Raw genomic sequence first — 21,041 nt, forward strand, 5'->3', positions numbered from 1 at the left:
AGACCATGATCGTATCCATTAAACTCATCTCAGATGTTTATGCTGTTCCTAAAGGCTCACCATGATCTTGGTAAAGCTGGCGGGGTTCTCTGACCATTTCGCAAGCATCGCCGGAGCCTCCGTGAGTGGCACAATTGTAGAGACTGCACGGTCGACTGGGAACCTGCCTGCCTCTAGAATCGCCATCACCTCCCGGAAGTCCTGCGGAAGTGCGTTTCGGGATCCCATAATATCCAATTCCTTTTGTACGAATAACCTAGTCTCGTAGCTAACCAGCTCCTTCGCATAGCCGATATAGACGATACGTCCGGTGAAGCCCACCTCTTCGACCGCCGCCCGAAAGGTGTCGGGAAGGCCGATAGCCTCGATCACCACATCCGGTCCGAAGCCACCGCTTATCTCCTGTAGACGTTCGTGTACATTATCCCGGCTCGAATGAATCAGATGGACTGCGCCAGCTGCCCTGGCCGTTTCGAGCTTCTCGTCATCAAGATCGATCGCGATCGTTGTGGCCCCCCGAAAGGCAGCTCCTGCGATAGCGCCCAGGCCAACGCCCCCACAACCATACACGGCCACGATGTCCTTGGAATCGACGCGCGCACGAGCTGCGGCGTGGACTCCCACCGTTAGGGGCTCAACCAAGCAGAGTTCCTTAAACGATAGCGAGGACGGATACAGCTTATCCGCCGAAACGCTCAGCAACTCGGTCATTGCGCCGTCTCGCTGTACACCAAAGGTTTGATTGAATTGACATGCGTTCACGCGACCATGACTGCATGCAGCACAGTGGCCGCAGTGGGTGTAAGGTGACACCGTGACACGCGTACCTGCAGGAATGCTTACGCTTCCCTCGAGAACAGTTGCGGCGATCTCGTGTCCGATCACCCGCGGGTATGTTATCAGTGGGTTCTTGCCGCGAAAACTGTTCAGGTCTGTTCCGCAGAGGCCGACCATCTCGACCCGCAAAAGGACCTCTCCCTGCTTTGAGACAGGCTCCGTGATCTCTGTGATCGCTACTTGACCGGGTCCGGTCAGCGAAACTGCTTTCATACATCGGCTCCATTACCCCTCGTCAGGTCTCCTTGCATGACATGCCGAAGTCCCTTTGGGAGCCGCCCTCGATAGCGTTCCAACAATGCCGGAAACCGCGAGCCACGTTGCAGCCAGTGGATAACACCATGCATGAGCGGAGCTGACTCGGCGATTGTAAGTAACCACTCTATCTCTTCGATCCACGGACGCGCCTGCGCAGCAACTGCACTTCCCACATCGGCCCGCGCAACATCTTTGATGAGGTCTTCGGCGGCAAAGTGTCGGTGAAGAGGTGCTAAGGTGCCCCTCCGCCAATCGAACCCTACAACGTCGTATCGCCAACGGTGATGATGCGCCTCAACGCCAAGCATCGCGGCTCCCGATGGCTCTTCGAGGTGCGTCTTGATTCTGCTCCAGCCCCGAACGCCAAACCGCGTTGTGCGCGGGTGCAATGATTCTCCGCACCTTTTGGACGCACCGAAGCCGATGATGGACGCCTCGATACCCGTTTTGCCGAGCGCGCGATACTGCATAGAGTTTCCCATCTAATCAGTGTGGTTCGACTGTAGGAGGATCCTACTATAGACGATAAAGGTAACGAATAACATTATGTAAAATTGCGCGTGAAGTGGTTTCCGCAGGGTGTTAAAAGCCGTGATCACACAGGAGACATTAAGTGCAACGCTATTGTTTTGTGTTAGATCTTCGCCCCGACCCGGTCCTCATCGCTGAGTACATACGTCTTCATCAGGGAGTTTGGCCTGAGATCCGGGAGAGTATTCGTGAGGCTGGCGTGCTCGATATGCAGATTTACCGCCTGGGCGACCGACTTTTTATGATCATGGATACGCTCGATGACTTCACGCTTGAGAGGAAAGCGGCTCTGGACGCCGCTAATCCAAAGGTGATCGAGTGGGAGACACTGATGGGAACTTTCCAGCAGGTGGATGCCGCGGGAGATCTTACTCGAAGGTGGCAATTGATGGACAAGATCTTTCAACTCACCTGAAGCGCCGTAAGTGAAGTGAATAACTCAATCAAGACACGAACTGCCGTCACTGCCGCACGCGCGAACAATAATTTCAAATTTTGGAAGCTAAAGACATTGCTTGCTCAAGGTAGCAAAGACCGCATGATCTCACCGAAGAATGGAGGAACGAGATCCTGCACAACGAGTCCACCAAGTGGGCTTCGTCCTGTAAGCAGACTATGCGCTTGTGAAGCTTGGCCTGCAGCTATTCGGGACTAACGCGCTCTTTAGAAACAATCGATAAAACAGTCCGTGGCTCTGGCTAGAAAGCGCTACAGTAAACGTATAATTCCAGGATGACAGGCATGGTTTTTAGGGAAGTCGGACGGAAAACCAACCGTCCAAGGAACACGTCGTGACCGGGTATTCTGCAACTTTTGATAAGGGCCAACCGAGGATCCATTATGCTTCAACGGTGGTCGCTCCAACATTTCATCAACACTCAGGTCTTTGAAACCGCAGTTTCAAGGTGTCCAACACAGCGTCGGGAGTGCTGAAGCTATGAAACTTGCATGTGCGGTCTCGACATTCACTCTTTTGTCCGTATTTACCCTGGGTTTGTCTTCTGCCACCGCGCAAGCGGCGCTAGAAGGCGAAGACGCATCATCGTCGGCCGGGTATTCCACTTTGCAGCACATTATCGGAAACGACTCGAGTCAGGTGATCGTCCAGAAGGCATCAAGGCTTCTGCCCCGCCAGAACCAAACGGACTGGATGCGTCTGGAGCGCACATTCTTCATCCACTTCGGACCAAACACCTTTCGAGGCGTTGAGTGGGGCAACGGCCACGAGGATCCTTCCGTCTTCAACCCTGTACAACTTGATGCGGATCAATGGGTACGCACCGTGCGGGATGGCGGCGGCAAGATGGTGATTCTCGTATGCAAGCACCACGATGGATTGAACCTGTGGCCGACCCGCTATTCGAATCACTCCGTAGCGTTCAGTCCCTGGGAAGGCGGAAACGGAAATCTTGTTCGCGATGTAGCCGCGGCGGCGCGGAAATACAACATCAAGCTTGGCGTATATCTTTCACCCGCTGACCTCTATCAGCTGAAAACCAATCCCTCCAATCCAAAAGGCTACTATGGCAACCAAAGCCCAAAGCTGCGCTCGATTATTCCGACAGATCCCACCTTCTTCAAGACGGATCCATCCAAGGGTCGGACGCAGCCTGCGGGCTTTGGCAGATTTACGTACCAGGTCGACGATTACAACCGGTACTTCCTCAACGAACTCTACGAACTCTTGACGGAATACGGTCGGATCGATGAGGTCTGGTTCGATGGTGCGAACCCTGATCCGAGCGTGCAGGAGACATACGACTATAACGCCTGGTACGACATGATCCGGCATCTTCAGCCGCATGCGATCATCTTCGGCAAGGGGCCCGATGCTCGCTGGGTCGGCAATGAGAGCGGTGTCGGTCGAGCGACAGAGTGGAGCGTGATCCCTCTTCCCACCCCGCCGGATCAGTTCCGGTGGCCGGATATGAGGGATGAGGATCTGGGCAGCCGTTCCAAACTCGTCCCCGGATCGTACCTCTGGTGGTATCCGGCAGAGACCAATGTTCCGATTCTCCACGGTTGGTTTTGGGCTGAAGGTAAGAGTTCGCGAACCGCCGCCGAACTCGTAGATATCTATTACCAATCCGTCGGCCGCAACAGCAACTGGCTGCTGAACCTGTCACCGGATAATCGCGGCTTGATCCCGGAACTACAGGTTGCCAACGTCCGTCTGATGAATCAGGTCGTTAGCGAAACCTTTGCGAGAAACCTCGCGGACGGCGGCACCCTCACGGCTGATTCAAGTCAAAGAATGCACAGTCCCTCCGCTGTTCTCGACGGCAATCCGGATACGTGGTGGGAGGCCACGCCTGGTCGCAGCACAGCCATCCTGACGATAAAGCTTCCACACCCGGCCAAGTTCGACGTCATCTCCCTGCAAGAGGCCGTCGACCATCGCGGCCAGAGAATCGAATCCTTCGCCGTGGACGTGAAGGATGGATCGCAATGGAAGCAGGTGGAACAACAGACGACGATCGGTCACAAGAGGCTCTTGCGGCTGGACTCGCCGGTGAGCACCGATGAAGTGCGTATTCGTATCAACAGTTCCCGAATGGAACCCACCCTTGCCGAAATAGGTCTCTTCAAACAGGCTGAGCTAGTCCAGGCGCCCGTGATCGGGGATAGGGATACTCATGGAGACGTCACTATCACCAGCACGAAGGACCTGCCGGTTGTTTACACCCTGGACGGCACCGTGCCCACAGTTCGGTCGGCTATCTATCGGACGCCTATCCATCTGGTAAATGGCGGTGAAGTCCTGGCGGCATGCATTGCTCCAGATGGGCGACTCGGTATGCTGGCTCTGAAAGATATGCCAGGTGTCGCTCCGATCGGCTGGAAAATTGTCAGCGTTTCGAACGAGTTGCCGGAGCATCCTGCGATCAATGCGTTCGACGGAAATCCGAAAACGCTCTGGGAGACCGGTGCGAATGCACTGCCAGCTCCGCAAATCACGGTCGATATGGGAGATATTCATCGGGTCGCTGGCTTCACATATCTGCCGCGTCGGGACGGTAATCCCTCGGGCATCGTAGAAAAGTACCGTTTCGAAACCAGCGCCGATGGCCAGACCTGGAGTCTAGCTGTCGCTTCGGGCCGTTTCGAAAACATCTCTAACAATCCCGAACTGCAAAAGGTTTTCTTCCCTCCATCAGACGCCCGCTTTTTCCGGTTTACGGCATTGCAAGACACACAGAATGCTGGCAGAGCAGGTGCAGCCGAGATCTCCGTCATCTCGCCCTCTGAGACGACGCCTCACAACAAATGACGCGATTGTGAGCGCCAGCGTTATCACACGGCCTGTTGTAGTGCTACGAATACGAAAGGATCGAATGATTTCAGGCAATTTGTCCCGACGTGCACTCTTGAAGGAAGGTTCATTGGCTGCTGCGGCTGTTCCTTTCGGCCCCTACCTTCGAGCGCAGGCAAGCGTCTCGTCTACAAACGGGATCACGAAGGGAAAGTATCTGCCGACCTGGGAGTCTCTGCAGCAGTGGCGCATGCCGGAGTGGTTTCGTGACGCGAAGTTCGGTATCTGGGCGCATTGGTCGGCACAGTGCGTCCCGGAGCAGGGCGATTGGTACGGGCGCAACATGTACCTCCAGGGCAATCCGCAGTATGAGTTCCATTGCAAGACCTATGGGCATCCCTCCAAGGTGGGCTTCAAAGATATCGACCACATGTGGAAGGCGGATCGCTGGCAGCCCCACCAGTTAATGGACTTATACGTCAAGGCGGGAGCGAAGTACTTCTACGCACTGGGTTGTCATCATGACAACCTGGACTGCTTCGACTCCACCTATAACCACTGGAACACTACCAGAGTTGGCCCCATGAAGGACATCGTCGGCACATGGGAAAAGATCGTGCGCCAGCATGGACTTCGCTTCGGCATTTCAAATCACTCCTCGCACGCATGGCACTGGCTACAGCCAGCTTACGGCTACGATCCGGAGGGTCCGATGGCGGGGCTGCGCTATGACGCATACACATTGACGAAGGCGGACGGGAAAGGCCAGTGGTGGGATGGGCTCGATCCGCAGGAGCTTTACACGGGCCGCAACATTGTGATGCCGGACGGCATAAAGACCATCGCCAACGCCAATGCCTGGCATGAGAGCGGTGATCGCAAATGGCATGAAGAGCCACCGTCAATGAATCCGGCGTTCACCCGCAGGTGGTTTCTGCGCTGCAAGGAGATGGTCGACAAGTATAAGCCGGACATGCTCTATTTCGACGATACGGAGCTTCCACTTGGCCAGGCTGGGTTGGACGTTGTCGCCCACTTTTACAACGCAAACATGCGTTGGCACAATGGCCGCGAGGAGGCAGTGGTCGCGGCCAAGGAGTACACCCCCAAGCACATGGGTGCGACCATGCTGGACATCGAACGTGGCCGCGCACAAGGCATCCTCGAAGCTCCCTGGCAGACAGACACCTGCATTGGGGACTGGCATTATCGACGTTCGCTCTTCGACGAGCACTCGTACAAGCAGCCCAGCACTGTCGCGCAGATGCTCGTCGACATCGTAAGCAAGAACGGCAACCTGATGCTCAACATCCCTGTTCGTGGCGATGGAACGATCGATGAAGAGGAGCATAAGTTTCTGCGCGACTTCGGACGTTGGATGGCGGTGAATGGGGAGGCCATCTACGGCACGCGACCGTTCGCTGTCTACGGCGAGGGTCCGCCGGACATAACCGGTGCGCACAACTTCAACGAGCAGCACACCCGCCCCTACACCGCGGAAGATATCCGCTTCACGCGCAAAGGCGACCAGCTCTACGTATTTGCCTTGGGTTGGCCACACGACGGCGTGCTCCGGGTGAAGACACTCGCGAAGGAGAACTCCGTCTATCCGCAACTCATTCGCGGCGTAGAAATGCTGGGCAACGCAGGACGCCTGAACTTTCAGCAGACCGCACACGGTCTAGAAATTAAGCTTCCACCGCGAAGCCCTGAGATCCTCGACGCTTACTCGTTCCGCATCCTGGCCTGAGCCGCGGTTTGGACTGCGTACTCTTCAGGAGCCAACAGCTTTGCGATTGGCTGACCGACGTTCGCGAGTGGTTGCCCTGTGCAGGGCATCACTCAGCACAGAGCAACGTAAACTCAACCTTGCGCTGGTTCCGTAGTCCGCTCAGCTTCAGCCGTTGGCCGGACTTGCATGAATTTGTGATGGACCGCAATTGATGTGTAGTTTTCGCCGCCTTACCATTCACTTCAAGTAAGAGGTCGCCCGATTGCAATCCCGCACGCGCAGCAACAGAATCTGGAGGCGCGGTTTCCACGATCACACCCGTCTCCATGGGCGCCCCCTTCTCGGACATTTCACCTTGGCCTACAAGGTTGCGAACGGTAGCTCCCATCCACGGCATGGTGTCACGTCCCCTAGTGACGGCGAGCGTGGCCGATGGCGTGGCGAGCCACTTTGCGATATCCGGAGTCTGGGCAAGCATCCGCAGTCTCTTAGACCGAACTCCGTATTGCCTATGTGATAGACCCACGATGTCAAGACGGCGCGCTGGAGACTCCTCCGCAGAGAGAAGTCGCCTCCTACAGGGTCGAGGAACAGCGCATCTCCCTCAAGCGAGAGTGCATCCTGCCCGGAGAGCCTCTGCAGGTCCTCAGCACTCTTTGTTGCCGTCGCGCCGTCCCGTTGAAGGAAGTTCAGGTCGATCAATTGACCCCAGCCGCGCATTCGAATCGGCTGATATGGAGCGAAGACAATGTTCCTTTGAATCACGTCGCCAGTATGCGCGGGCCATACATGTGGATGAAACGTGTTGTTCACAAGCACATTGTCGAGTGCAGTCCGCAAAAACCCCTCACGGAACTTGATGCCGCCGCACAGGCAGAGATTTTCTGTAATCCGATAGTTCGTCGATCCATCGTCCAGATCGATATCCCATCCATGCGCGCATGCCCAGCGCGTGCGAGTGAGCACAATGGGTTGCACCGCATCGAGTGTCGGCAGGTCAAGCAGCGAGCCTGTCAGGAGGTCGTCTTCATTCGCACCATGGAGATGCCACCAGCGATCGCGCCCCCACGAATTGAACGCACCATGATCACTCGTCTCCAGCACTGTATCGAATACATCGCAACCATCCACGCAATGTCCTCCGAATGTACCATCGCCGATGTTGATCCCGGCGCGAGGTACACCGTAAATCGAACAGTTTGTCACCCGGATCTCACAGCTGGTGGAGATGTGAACACCGGCCGATTGCTTTTCAAAACGTCCGGTCCTCGCAATGAGACAGTCATCCACAAAGCAGTCGCGCGGATATGCGTCGTCCTTCGGCCCCAGTTTCCGGTCAATCTGATCGAGAGACGCTTCCTGGGAGTACCCAAGCAAAGCATTGCGCACCGCGCCAGGCCTGCCCACAAAGCAGATGCCATTCGATCCCGCCTCCTCAATGCGGCACGTTCTGAAACCCACCCGTCTCGCGTGGCCACTGACGAACACTGCGTTGCCGCCAACCTGATCGAAGAAACAATCTTCAAAACTGATATCTTCGGCGTTCTCGATCAGGAGTGCTCCACCGCGAAAGATGCGCCAATCGCTGCGCAGCAACTGTTCCCGCGTCTGCATGAAGGTGCGCTGCGTATGGCGGAAGGTGAGGCCGCGCAGGCGGACGCCATGCGCGGTCGCTGCCTCTTTCGAACCGATTTCGATGAGATTGACGAGGCGAACGATATCCACGTGCGCTCTCTTCAGATCGATACCACTGGGAGGATAGAAGTAAAGCGTCGAGGATCCTTCGTCGAGGTACCACTCGCCTGGCGCATCCAACTCCTCGAAGATCCCTTCTACGAAGCGAAACTCTTTATGCATCGGTTGGTCGCGATCGATCTGCCAGCCGCCTTCCATGGTCAGAAAACCTTCCACGTTGCGACCGGTCACACGATAGTGCAGGCTCCCCCAAAGCGACGCCTGCAAGCCGTGTACGTATGCGCCTTCCGGATGTTTCCATCGCCGCACGCGCTCGGGACTCAAAGCATCGATTGCCGTCCCGTTGAAATAGCACGCATTCTTGTCGAAGTTCGGATAACGCGCCAGGATTTGTCGTTGTCCGTTGACAAATAATTGGTCGGTCCTGGTGCCAGGAGGGACGGAAGCCTGATAGATCCCATCGCGGTATGGCTTCCATTCGAGAGAAAGACGGGAACCTCCACTTAGCACGGTCTCGCTGTCTCCGAAGGCTTCTATGCGTAGCGGACAAGCAGCCGTTCCCGCATCGTCGCTCGTAAGCCGGAGCGTCGCGGATAATTCGTGGACTCCTCCGTGCAGAAGGATCAACGCGGGAAAACCAGTCTCGTGCTTGCATTTCCGAGAGAGTTGCAATGCCCGCGAGAGGGTTCGAACTGGCGCAACAGGGGTTGCTGGATTGAGGTCATCACCCGACGGACTGACGTGTATCTCCGCTTCCACGCCGGGGCCTTCTGCGTTGAGCGCAAGCGGTCCACCTACGGCCACTGCACCAACGTTTCGAAGAAACTGCCGTCTATTCACTTGAACCTCTACCCTGCCTCAATCTCATTTCATTCTGTGGAGCCCGGAACTCCGTTCGCGGAGTCCTGGAATCTCGCAGACACCAGCACACTCGTCACCCTCTTGGAACGACTGGGATTGTGGGCCGCAGCCGCACCTGCTTGGTAGCGATGATCAACGAGGCAGGTATCAACCCGGGACCATCCATTTCTTCTTTCACTACCTCGACACGAATATTTCCGGGCTCCATGGTGCTCTGGACGATCGCCTGGGCCAGACCATTGAAAACCGAGCGCCTCGGTTCCTTATCGCTTTCCTGGCAGTTTGGATCTCCGTTGCCAACACCGATGAGTGTGCCCTCGCCGGAAACTTTCAAGACGATCTTGTTATCTGCGGTTGGTACAGGTCTGCCCTGCCGGTCGAGGATCTCGATCTTGAGAACAGCAAGATCTTCACCGTCGGCATTCATCTCGGTGCGGTCAGCGGTGAGCCGGATAGAGTGCGGTGCTCCAGTGGTCTCTCGCCTTTCGATCATGACCACCTTGCCGTCCCTCGATCCTCGTGCTTCGATCACGCCGGGCTCGTACTTTACCTTCCACTCGAGATGGCTCAGATGCGGAACCTTCTGCTTGCCAGCAGACTTTCCGTTCACCAGCAACTCCACCTCGTCCAGATTGGAATACACCCAAACCGGAATGTCTGTGCCTTCCCTGCCAGTCCAATTCCAATGCGGAAAGAGATGCAGCGAGGGTTCAGGACGCCACCACGCCTTGTAGTAGTAGAAGTAGTCCTTTGGAAATCCACACAGATCGACAATCCCGAAGTTGGAGCTGACGGACGGCCAACCGTATGGGGTCGGTTCACCACGATAGTCGAAGCCTGTCCAGGCAAATCCTCCTGCGGTCCAATCCCTCTCCCCGTAAAATTTCCACCATAGTTCTGGCAGCTCATAAACCCCGTGGTAGGAATCGACTACATTGCGCTTCGAGTCATTCGTGTATTCACCGCGCGTACTCACAGCACTCGACGTCTCCGAACCGAAGACTGGGCGCTTTGGGTTGTCCTTGTGAAAGGCATCCGGAAAATCCAGATGGTAGTTAAAGCCGACAACATCCACGGCGTCGGAGATCCCCCGCCTATTGTCGGCGTTGACAGCGGCAGTAACAACGCGAGTCGGGTCTAGTTCATGGCACTTGCGCACCATAGTGGCTGCAATTTTCGCTCCCTGCTCGGCCATCGGCCCTTGCAGCTGATTTTCTTCGTTGCCAATGGACCAGATGATCACCGACGGAGAGTTGCGGTACCGCTTGATCATCACTTCAAGTTGGCCGAGACCTTCCGCGCTTGAGCTCGTCTGCCGGGCTTCGCACATCAGCATCATGCCCATACGATCGCATGCTTCGACCCATTCGGGTGTAGGCATGTTATGCGCGGTCCGAACCGCGTTCGAGCCCATCTCACGCAGCACGGCGAGCCTGAACCACTGCAGTCGATCTGGCAGGGCAGCCCCCACGCCAGCATGATCCTGATGGTTGCAGGTACCCTGGATCTTCAAGGACTCGCCGTTCAGGAAAAAGCCCTTCTCGGGGTCGAAGGCGAGGCTACGCACGCCGAAAGAGACACGCTCACCATCGCAGACCGAGCCTTCCGTTTCGACGGTAACGATGGCCGAGTAAAGATTCGGTGCATCCACCGACCAGAGCGCGGGATTTGACAACTTCGCAGATGCCTGGAAAGTCGCGGATCCGTCTGGGTTGATCGATTGTTCGAGAGCCTCAGCTGTCGCTACCGCAACGCCGCGGGCATCTACGATGCTCCACTTGACTTTGGCTTTTTGTGGCTCATTGTGCTCGTTTTCCACGATCGTCGAAAGGTGCAGCGTTGCAGGTCTGCCGTCAACCGTGGAACGGACGACGCTCTCCCACCTGCTAAGGTGCACAGCATGGGTTTTGAGCAGCCAGACGTGCCGATAGACGCCCGCGCCCTCGTAAAACCAGCCATCTCCGAAGCTGGCGTCGACGCGCAGAACGATGTAGTTCTTCGCCCCGTATGCCAGGAAATCTGTCAGATCGAAGCGGAACGGGATATACCCGTTGTTGCTGCGGCCAACGAAACAACCATTGACGAAAACCAGGACATCGCGGAAGGCACCGTCGAACTCAACCCAGATGCGACGACCGGCATCGCTCGCGGGAGTCTCGAATTCACGCCGGTACCAACCCACACTGGTCTCTGGATAGCGTCGCCCCAACGGCTTATATCCGTGGGAACGCAGTTGGCTATCTCCGGTTCCGGAATCGTCATGAACGGATGGAAGCGCCACCGCCCAATCATGAGGCAGACGGACGGGAACCCAGTCAGAGTCGTTGAACTCAGCCTTCGCAAACTTAAACTCGCCCGTCTTTGAAAAATCGGCTTGGCCGTAGCCAAATTCCAGGTCCTTTGAGGGATCGGTGCCGTGACCAAACTTGAACTTCCATCCGAAGTCGAAGAGCAACTGCTCCCGAGGCGCGATAGCTGTCACGCTATCAGCTGCAGAGACAAGCTTCCTATCCAAAATCGAGTTCATGTCCCGGGCCCAGAGAGACCGCTCCAGTAGCGACGATGCCGAGATAGCAACAGAAGAAGCAAGAAGCTCACGACGAGTGATCAAAACCATATCAAGTCTCCGACCAAGGCGAATTGTCCTCTATCCAACCAATGAAAGCCACTCGCCAATGTTGGCAGCCAGCATGACGCTACTTCACAAACTCCTCACCGTATGGAGCCAGCTCGATCTCTCCCTTGTATCTCCGGTCGGAGAAAACTTCTTGTACATCCTTACCGAGGATGACCTTCTTCGTCTCGTTCGTTGTGTTGACGTAAAGTGTCCGGCCATTCACGACTCGTGCATATACCCCTTCGGGTGTGTTGGGACCGGGTTGTATGCCCAGCGGCCCATAGAGCGTGCCAAGAATCGCTTCAAGAAAAGAACGCTGCGCGGGAGCCGCGAGATAAAATGCCCGCCCTTTGCCGTACTTGTTCACGGTGAGGGCAGGCGGTGTTCCTGGGAGGTTGGAAAACTTCGCCAGCGGTTCTGCCGTCCCTGGCTCTAGAACTTCGTAGAAGCGTATGCTCCCCTTCACGGTCTTTCCGTCGAGCGTGAATTCCGGCGCTTCCTCCGGTTTATAGAACTGCGAGGTGCGCAGCCCGAAGACGTCGCTTAGTCTTCCCGGTAGAGCAGTATCGAACCACTGTCCATGTTCGTCGACTTTCGCGGAGAACGCGGTCATCAGGACAGCTCCTCCTCCGCTTACATAGGCGCGAATGGCCCTGGCGCTAGCATCGTCCATCACGTAGTCGGCCGGTATGACGACCAGTTTGTATGGCGATAGGCTGTCATGACCTATGTTGATAATGGCCGTATCGATATTGGCATGAAAGAACGGCTCGAAGGCACTTTGCACCTGATCCGTATAAGAGGGCGCAAAGTACTGAAGCGTCGTGTTGGAGGGACCATTCGGATGCGAAACAACGAACGAATCGAAGGAGTAGGCGATGGCTACCTCCGGATGCGTGTAGCGCGGAAAGCCAAACTTCTCCATCTCGCGAAACTCGGAGGCAATGTGCGCGAACTCATCGACCTTCCAGGAAGGTCTGCCGTCGTGGTCGAGTAGCCCAAAGAGCGCCTGCTCCTCTCCACCGAGGTGGCTGTTGAACGTCCACGCTAGAAATCCTTGCGCGCCCATCATCAATCCCAGATAGGCATACATGCGGCTTCTGCCAGGCGTTCCATAGTAGCCTCCGCCCCCTGCCGTGAACTCGTTGAACCATATCGGCGTTGGTAAATCCCCTTTGGTCATCAAGGCCCCGAATGCGCCGCTTACAGGATCCCCTGGGTAGAAGCCTTCGGCGCCGTAAGATACATACGATTTATATGTACTCAGATAGTCGAAGCCACGGCGCTGCGCATTGTCCCAGAGGTTGGAGATCGCTGGGATATCCGGCATATTGCGGCGACGGATCGCGTCGAGTTCATGGAGCCGTGTAACCGAAACATTTGACCAATAACGGTGCAAATCCAGGAAGCGTTCAGACGGGCCGGGCCCGTCGGCAAGCGGTAGATCAACATCATCGAAGCTATTTAGCCGACGCGACCAGCGCTGTGTGGCCCAGGCTTTATTGAGTTCCTCGATCGTTCCGTACTTCTTCCGAAGCCAGGTAATGAACCGCTGCCGGTCGGCCTCCGAGTACGACATTAAACCATTGCCGATCTCGTTGTCATAGCCGACCGCGATGACTGCCGGGTGGTGCATATACCGTTTCGTCATCGTCTCCGCGAGAATCGCGATTTCGCGGGCATAGTCAGGATCGCTGATGTTATCCATGTAACGCTCGGCAGGTGGTCGACGTTCCCCATTCTGGTTGACGATATCGACGCCGGGGTACTTGCGATGGAGCCAGATCGGTGCCGGCGTGCCGGGAATATCCAGAATCACCCTGATGCCGTTGGCCTGCATCTTATCCATGACCTTGTCGAACCATTCGAATTTAAACTGTCCTTGTGAAGGTTCAAAGGAATCCCACGAGAGATCCCCCATTCGCACCACGTTGAAGCCTGCATGCTTCATGATCGCGATATCGTGGTCAATCTCTTCAGGGGATCGATCGATGGGTTGGTAGCAGGCGCCGACGAAGAGCTGGCCGGCCCCCGGCCAACCCGGATGCGTTATGGCTTCCTGTGCAGTCGCTGCGAAGTTCGCGCTGGCCAGGGTGAGAAGAAAGGGTGCAACCCGCCGGATGGCCCAGGGGAGGAAAGTTCGCTGGCTCGCTGGCTCGACTTGATTCTTCATAGCTCCTCTCGCGCAAGAGACCGACTGCAGGCCTCTTGCGCCGTTATCGATTTCGCGTCAGTTTGATCAGAACAATATCGTTGCTATTCATGGGTACGGTGAATTTGAGTGTGCCCATCGCTCCGCTCCGAAGATTCCTCTCCGTCTCGGGAAGGTCCCGTGTGAACAGATTTAGCTGAGACACCTGTTGTACTGTCAGCGTCGTCGGAGAACCCATCTCGATATAGGCGCTGTAGGCATCGTTGGCGCGATAGCCAGTCCGATAAACCTTGAGATGGTAGATGGACTTGGGCTCAAGACGCACAGCTTGCACCATCATGGGCACGGCTTTGTGGGAAGGAACCAGTCTCGTGTAGAAGGAGTGGTTGCTGAGTTTCTGTTCCGGCTGCTCGAAGTTCCAAATCACGCCAGCAAGGTCACCGCCGCTCTTCGAGAACAGGGACTGTTCGTCGTTGTTTAGAAGACTCTCTCCTTGAAGGGCGTGCAGGTACTTATAAGCAAAGTACGCTGGCTTGCGAATCCCTTGGGGATTCATGAGTCCGAACCCGCCCTGAAAGGGAGCGGTAGGAGGGCCGGGTTCTTCGAACAGATCCGTATAAGTCCAGTAGCTCATCCCCTGCGCCATCCCTTGGCATGCCTTCAGCTTACTCAGGATATATGCGGCGCTTATGTAGGAATCGTGAACAGCGTCCCGCGGAGTATAACTGGTGGTCCACTCGGAGAAATAGAGCGGCAAGTTTGGGAACGGTGACTTTGAAATTTCCGAACGAACGCGGCGCACATCGCCAACGATCGCATCCGGAGACGGATCAAGCTTGGTGTCCGACTTTCCATTCTCATCGAGGAAGCCACCCTGCACCCCATAGGTATGCGTCGTTACGAAATCGACGCCTGCGCCGCTCTGCTTCATATGGGCCAGAAACTCAGGCACCCAGGCCGCACCTGCGGTAGATGGTCCGCCCACGCGCAACGCCGGGTCGACAGACTTGATCGTCTTTGCGGTCAGATCGTAGAGGGCAAAGTAAGCCTGCTGGTCTCCACCCTCAAAAAAACCTGAGAGATTCGGTTCGTTCCAAACTTCAAAGAACCATGTACGCACCTCATCCCCGCCGTAACGTGCCTCGATATGCCGGATGAAAGCGTCCACAAGATCGCGCCAACCGTCAGGCTGGGGATGCGACGTATTGCCATGCCAATAGAAGATGCTGCTCTTCGAGGTAGCAAGTGCGTTTGGCGTAAAGCCAAGCTCGACGAACGGTCTTATGTGCCGCGCCAGCAAATCATCATAAAGCCGGTCGATCCCCGACCAGTCATAAACGGTTTTTCCATATTCAGTCTTCATTGTGCCGAGGACGTCGTGGAAGATCGCATGAAACCGGATGTAGCGAAACCCGAGCTCGTCCGTGACGACTTTGAGCTGCGCCTGACTGTCATCACGCATCAACGTGCCTGGATAATCGGAGCCTACCGATAGGTCGAAGAAACGATCTACCGGCCCTCTCGCATCCGCCATGTCCACATGCACTTGACGAGATACCGTAGGTGGCGATTCAGCATTGATTGCTGCCGCAATAAAACATGCGGAGAAAGAGAATGCCACAAACGATATCGGCCAGAAAGATAACTGAAGCATCGGGTAGGAGCTCCTCTGCGAACAAAGTGCTCAGGTGACGCACGAGCCACGATGGATGGAGTGACAGATGTGAATGCATCACTCTGAATGAGAAAAGAACGCCTGGCGCATCCCGTGGAAACGCCAGGCTGGTTCTTACCAGCTGAGTCGAGCTGACAGTTGCACGTACCGCGGATTGTTGGTGGGTCCGCTTGGACCCTGGCTTATCGTTCCGAAATCAATGCTGGTTGGATCGTTGTTGTAGCTTTCGTCCCAGTTTGCATGGTTGAAAGCATTGAGAAGATCAGCGCGGAGCTGCAGATTCGCCGCCTCCCCGAGGAAAATTTTGGAAGCTTCCGGAATCCTGAAGTTCTTCGAGGCGGCAATGTCCAGTTTGTATGCACCCGGTTGACGAACGCCAAAATCGATGTTCGCCCGGCCGATGGCATATGCGTTCGGTGCCCGCACAAACTCGATGTTCGTGCAGCCGGCCGCAGTTGCTGCCGGACTCGGGATGATCTGACCTGTATCCGTGTCCTTGTATCCGACGCAGGGTGTCACTCCACGGAGCCGAGTGTATCCGTGCGTACCATCTCGCGGAAGGACCGTATGCTCAACTCCCATCGGCTTATCAATTGGAGCGCCCGTCGAAGCCATTTCCCAGTTTCCGGCGTAGTCATACGGCCCTCCAGATCCACCGGAGTCCGTTGGACGCCACGCAAGGCCGCTGTAGTAGGTAAAGAGTGGACTAATCTGCCAGCCGTTGATGAGCGTATCTACAAACCTATTTGCATTCGAAGCGAAGAGCTGGCCCCTTCCGAAGGGCAGATAGCCGACCCCCGAAAAGGTGATCGAATGATTGACGTCACTGCTGGTGCTCACCTGGCGCGCAAACACACGGTTGACCGTGTCCACCCAGCCTGAGGAGGTTTCTGCTTTCGCGTGTGTGTACGTAGCATGCAAGGTCAGACTCGACGAAACCTGATGCGATGCGACCGCCTGGAAGGAGTTGTACCAACTCTTTCCATCGCTCGTGCTGCCGTTTTCTGTAATATCGCCGAATTGAGGAAAGGAACGTGTGAAGGCAGACTTTGAAATAATCGAGGACGAATAATAAGAACTTCCTTGAAATCCCGCAATGCCGACGAATGGATTGGCGATCTGGCCTGTGGCGGTGTCGTCGCAGATGTGACGATTGCCTCCCCGCTCCACGTCGCACTGGGCATTCCACTGAGCAGAGATGTGATTGATGTTGTCGCTCACCGCCAGGTTAGAGACGCGATTTCCGACATAGGAGACGTTCACTACATCGTGCTTGCTCAGAGCAACCTCGTAGGTCATGCTGTAGGACCACACGGCAGGTATCTTGTAATGTGGATTCACGAACGTGAAATTCTGCCCGAGATCTTGCGTGTAACCGCGCGATGCCCCGGCAGGTTGCTGGACCGACGCAATTGGGTTGCTCAAACCCTGTCCGGTTGTCGCAGTGTAGGGCGTGATGCCGTTATCGAGTGAATTGGTATAGGAGGTGGAACTGCTGAAACCGTCCGCGTTGTTCGCGGACGTGTCGGCTAGGTAGTTCTCTCCAATGCCACCTCGGATCGACATACGGGCCGAGATGGCGTATGCGAAGCCAATCCGAGGTTGGACGTTCAGCATATTCATGGCGTATGCGCCCCGCTGCACACCGTTGACCCCTGCAAACGTCAAGCCGCCCTGGAGGTTTGTACTCGTTCCGAGCGCCACTGTCCCACCGGGGATCAGCGAAGAGACTGGATTCAGGACAGTCGGGTCAAATGCGCCGTTCGCCTTATTGTGGCGTTCGACCTGTGGAGTCAGGAAATCCCACCGCATACCGAGATTCAACGTCAGTTTCTTTGTCAACTTCCAGTCGTCCTGTATCCATGGCGCGAAGTAATGTTGAGACCAAAACTGGTGAATGTTCGCGTTCAGGGTTCCTGAGTTTGGGTAGCCCAGGAGCAAGGACGCGATAGACGCTCCGCTCGAATAACCCGGCGCATCAGGCGAGTTGTAGTAGTGGTTGCTGAAGTTCGACGTGAACTGGAAGGTGTCGGCATTGCCACCCACAGGATTGACATACTGATAAAAATTCATATTGATGCCCGTGCGAATGGAGTGGGCTCCGTGTATGTAGGTCACCGTGGGGAGCAGGCTGATCGTATGCCGGAGTCCCGAATAGCCCAGCCAGTTCGGTCCAAAGTCAGCAAAGTTTGCCGAGTTCGGCAGACCGGTGGGTTGGATGTAGGGAAAAGTATGGATATTTTGAAGTTGGTTGTAGTACCCGGCGGCGAACCCCAGCTTTGCCACGATGTTGTCAGAGAAGGTCGTGCCTTCGAGCTGTTTGTTGTTGTACGTCAGCAACGACCCGCCCACATTTAATAAGAGAGTCGGACTGAAGATGTGGGTCCACTGAACTTGTCCGGTCTCAGAGAGTGGCGCCACGCCGTGACCGTTCGAATTGGCTGGATCATCCGCAGGTGCGCCGGTATTCCAGTTGGCAGCAATCCAGCGCCCCTGTCCAGCCCAACGGAACGAGAACTTGTCCTTGTCGCTCAGATTGTAGTCAACTTTGAAGACGGCGTTTCTCCAAAGATCGTGCTCCACCTGAAGGTTCTCGTAATTATTGGTCCATGGAGCAAATCCCGCTCCCGGATTTACATTCGGATTAAGGTAGCTGTAGTACGAAAGAATGTTTGCGGCAACAGGATCGATTCGGTTGCTCGGAACTTTGTTGCCGGGAAATGGATCGTGCGCCAGCTTCGTCTTGCCGTCGATTGGGTCGACCACTGTATGCAACGGTGTAAGTGGATCGTAAATCGTCAACGGTTGAAGGCTATTGGTCGTGCTGTTCCAATACGTGGCGGTACTGAAGTCGCCGGTGAGCCACGCAGGATTCGGAAGAGAGTACACATTGTAGGAAGGGTTTGGGAGAATGTCGTTCATTTGTTCATAGCTGGCGAGGAAAAACAGCTTGTTTCTTCCGTCGAACACATGAGGAATGATGATCGGGCCGTCCAACTCGAATCCGTACTGATCGCGTTTGTGAGGCGCCTTCGAGGGGTTGGCGGGATTGTTATAGTTCGACTGCCATGCATTGGTATCCAGCCAACTGCGGCGCATGTACTCATAGACAGAACCATGGATCTGGTTCCCACCGGACTTCAGGGAAACATCGATCGATGAACCGCCGGAGTGCCCGTAAGAGGCGTCGTATGCGTTCAGAACAATCTTGAATGCCTGAACCACGTCAACGGAAGGTGTAAATGCTGTTCTTCCCAGATCGGATGCGTCGTTGCCAACGCCATCGACGTTAGTTTGACTCACTTGGGGCGAACCATTCGCATACTGGTTTCCCGTTACGTTGTCGAAGGGTCGCGGGTATTGCGAGCTCGAGGTATCACGAACGCCTGGGCTAAGACCAACCAGATTGAATGGGTTCCGCCCATCAAGCGGCATTTGAGTTACCCGCTCACCTTCAATCAACTCTCCGCGATCCGCCTTGGAGAGCTCGACTTGTGCGCCACTCGCATTCACGGTGACCACCTCGCTTGCCGCTCCTACCGCCATGCTGAAATCGATGGTAGAGGTCTGATCGACGGTGAGCTGGATGCTCGTCTTCTGTTGCGTGCTGAACCCGTCTTTCGTAACGGTGATGTCGTAGGCCCCCGGCGTGAGATAAGGTGCGCTGTAGAGTCCGGTGCTTGTGGTCGTAGTCGTAACATCGACACCCGTGGCTTGGTTGTGGATCGTCACCTGGGCGGCAGGGATGACAGCGCCGCTGGGGTCCACAACATGTCCGGTGAATTGCTGGGTCGTTTGTGACCAGCAAACACCCGCCAAGAACGGGAAGAACATCGTTAGGACGATGGAGACAAGAGTCTTCCCGGCCCTCTGCTTAGCATTTTTCATCAGCCCCATCTCCAGCCTCCAGGTAAGTTTTGCTATTCGCTCGGCCCCTCGATGACCTGCAAACTGACAGCAGATGGAAGGCCGCTTCCATCTGCGTATTTAGTAATCGAATGACGCAATGGTTACAGTTATCGTTGACTTTTCGAAGCGGGCAAAATTACACCAGTCGGGATGTGTGATTGTCAACGTCCGAATTTTGCGCGTGTTTTACGCATCCGCGGACGGAAGCGAGGGGACGATTCGACGACCGCGATCCCACCGTCGGGCGGGAATACTCTTATGGATAGTGAACGACAAACGACTAGCCTTCGAGGTACCCGGCGCCGCTTTGGTGAGCCTTGGAGTGCCTGCACGGTAGAGTAAGTATGCCCATCGTCAAAACTTCCTCTACTATGGGCATTGGAGATTTTGTCTCGGATGACATTGACGCTGAAGGATGTTGCGCGCGATTTGAGCCTCTCGGTGGTCACCATCTCGAAGGTGCTCCGAGATCATCCCGATATCAGCGACAAAACGAAGAAACGCGTCCTGGCCCGGCTGAAAGAACTCAACTACCAACCCAACTATGCCGCACGGGCTCTGATCACAGGCCGCACCCTAACGATGGGCCTGATCGTTCCCGACTTGCTGCATCCATTCTTCGCGAACATTGCAAAATCTATGTCTGCCGAAATTCGGAGGCAGGGTTACGGGATGCTGATCGTCAGCTCCGACGAGGAGCCGGAGGTGGAGCAGCACGAAATCCAGCAGTTCCTAGCTCGCAGCGTCGACGTGATGATTATCGCGTCCTCCCAGATCGGCACAGATAGTTTCCGGCAAATAGAAGAGCGAAAGGTCCCCTACATTCTTCTGGACCGCCGCTTCGAGGGATTGTCGTCCAATTTCGTCGGCGTCGATGACCGAGTCGTTGGCCAGCTGGCGACCTCGCATTTGATTGAGCAAGGGTGCAAACGGATTGCACACATCCGTGGACCAGAAGTCAGTACGGCCGTTGGGAGATTGGAGGGCTACAGAGAGGCTTTGGCTGCACACAAGATGGCTCCCCTTCCAGGACATATCGTTCCGATCGGCGCTTCGGGAGATCACAACGGTGAGGCCGGTGGTTACGAGGCTGCCCAACATCTTCTTCTAGCCCGCAAAAAGCCAGACGCCATATTCTGCTTCAATGATCCGGTGGCGCTTGGTGCGATGCGCGCAATTCTGGATGCTGGCTTACGCATCCCAGAGGATGTGGCCGTCGTGGGTTGCGGGAACCTAGCGTATTCGGACTTCCTGCGCGTCCCTCTAACCTCTGTCGATCAAGGCAGCGCACAGATCGGCAAAATCGCCGCAGCAATGGCTTTGAAATTAGCTCAGAACCGCGTTCAATCCGGTTCGAAAATAAAGCTCATCCAGCCCTCCATCGTAGTTCGCGCTTCAAGCTCTCGCGCCCAGACGAAGGGGAGACGCGTCAAGAACCGCACCGCTCCTAAGCCATAGCCCCGCCACAGGACAAGTTCGTAGTCACAACTCGCGGATTCTCGGCGCACGTCACTTAGTAAC

At 55.7% G+C, this 21,041-nt stretch carries 12 protein-coding genes; 4 read left to right on the forward strand and 8 right to left on the reverse strand.

What is annotated here, in order from left to right:
- Positions 1-48: 48 nt before the first annotated feature.
- Positions 49-1,050 (reverse strand): zinc-binding alcohol dehydrogenase family protein, encoded by a 1,002-nt coding sequence (locus ACIPR4_RS13200; RefSeq protein ID WP_013569163.1) that lies wholly within the window; start codon positions 1,048-1,050, stop codon positions 49-51.
- Positions 1,047-1,565 carry a hypothetical protein gene (locus tag ACIPR4_RS21720; RefSeq protein ID WP_013569164.1) on the reverse strand — a complete coding sequence of 173 codons (519 nt, stop codon included), beginning with the start codon at positions 1,563-1,565 and terminating at the stop codon, positions 1,047-1,049. The genes ACIPR4_RS13200 and ACIPR4_RS21720 overlap by 4 nt, the downstream gene beginning before the upstream one ends.
- A 143-nt stretch (positions 1,566-1,708) precedes the next feature.
- Between ACIPR4_RS21720 and ACIPR4_RS13210 the strand changes: the two genes are divergently transcribed.
- The 3 genes from ACIPR4_RS13210 (at position 1,709) to ACIPR4_RS13220 (ending at position 6,629) form a co-directional block, all read left to right on the forward strand.
- The gene (locus ACIPR4_RS13210; RefSeq protein ID WP_013569165.1) at positions 1,709-2,041 is read left to right on the forward strand and encodes an L-rhamnose mutarotase; all 333 of its coding nucleotides are present in this window, start codon (positions 1,709-1,711) and stop codon (positions 2,039-2,041) included.
- Between the two features lie 522 nt (positions 2,042-2,563).
- Positions 2,564-4,897 carry a discoidin domain-containing protein gene (locus tag ACIPR4_RS13215; protein ID WP_013569166.1) on the forward strand — a complete coding sequence of 778 codons (2,334 nt, stop codon included), beginning with the start codon at positions 2,564-2,566 and terminating at the stop codon, positions 4,895-4,897.
- Positions 4,898-4,961: 64 nt separating this feature from the next.
- The gene (locus ACIPR4_RS13220) at positions 4,962-6,629 is read left to right on the forward strand and encodes an alpha-L-fucosidase (RefSeq protein WP_013569167.1); all 1,668 of its coding nucleotides are present in this window, start codon (positions 4,962-4,964) and stop codon (positions 6,627-6,629) included.
- Positions 6,630-6,717: 88 nt separating this feature from the next.
- Here ACIPR4_RS13220 and ACIPR4_RS23525 read toward each other — a convergent pair whose 3' ends face one another.
- The 6 genes from ACIPR4_RS23525 to ACIPR4_RS13245 all read right to left on the reverse strand — a co-directional run bounded on the left by ACIPR4_RS23525 (position 6,718) and on the right by ACIPR4_RS13245 (position 19,499).
- Positions 6,718-7,089, reverse strand: coding sequence for a PDZ domain-containing protein (locus ACIPR4_RS23525; RefSeq protein WP_083811934.1), 372 nt, complete (start codon positions 7,087-7,089; stop codon positions 6,718-6,720).
- On the reverse strand, positions 6,972-9,146 hold the full coding sequence (locus ACIPR4_RS22540; protein ID WP_049780910.1) for a right-handed parallel beta-helix repeat-containing protein: 2,175 nt from the start codon (positions 9,144-9,146) through the stop codon (positions 6,972-6,974). Before ACIPR4_RS22540 ends, ACIPR4_RS23525 begins: the two co-directional genes overlap by 118 nt.
- Before the next feature lie 94 nt (positions 9,147-9,240).
- Entirely contained in the window at positions 9,241-11,784 is a 2,544-nt protein-coding gene (gene galA, locus ACIPR4_RS13230; RefSeq protein ID WP_013569168.1) for a beta-galactosidase GalA, read from the reverse strand.
- A 79-nt stretch (positions 11,785-11,863) separates the two neighbouring features.
- Positions 11,864-13,957 (reverse strand): beta-galactosidase, encoded by a 2,094-nt coding sequence (locus tag ACIPR4_RS13235; protein ID WP_013569169.1) that lies wholly within the window; start codon positions 13,955-13,957, stop codon positions 11,864-11,866.
- A gap of 43 nt (positions 13,958-14,000) precedes the next feature.
- Positions 14,001-15,590 (reverse strand): GH39 family glycosyl hydrolase, encoded by a 1,590-nt coding sequence (locus tag ACIPR4_RS13240; RefSeq protein ID WP_013569170.1) that lies wholly within the window; start codon positions 15,588-15,590, stop codon positions 14,001-14,003.
- A gap of 135 nt (positions 15,591-15,725) precedes the next feature.
- The gene (locus tag ACIPR4_RS13245) at positions 15,726-19,499 is read right to left on the reverse strand and encodes a TonB-dependent receptor (protein ID WP_187290181.1); all 3,774 of its coding nucleotides are present in this window, start codon (positions 19,497-19,499) and stop codon (positions 15,726-15,728) included.
- Positions 19,500-19,916: 417 nt separating this feature from the next.
- Here ACIPR4_RS13245 and ACIPR4_RS13250 point away from each other — a divergent pair, with 417 nt between their 5' ends.
- Entirely contained in the window at positions 19,917-20,978 is a 1,062-nt protein-coding gene (locus ACIPR4_RS13250) for a LacI family DNA-binding transcriptional regulator (protein WP_013569172.1), read from the forward strand.
- Positions 20,979-21,041: the final 63 nt, after the last annotated feature.

This window comes from Terriglobus saanensis SP1PR4, from assembly GCF_000179915.2.
GTDB classification, from domain to species: domain Bacteria; phylum Acidobacteriota; class Terriglobia; order Terriglobales; family Acidobacteriaceae; genus Terriglobus; species Terriglobus saanensis.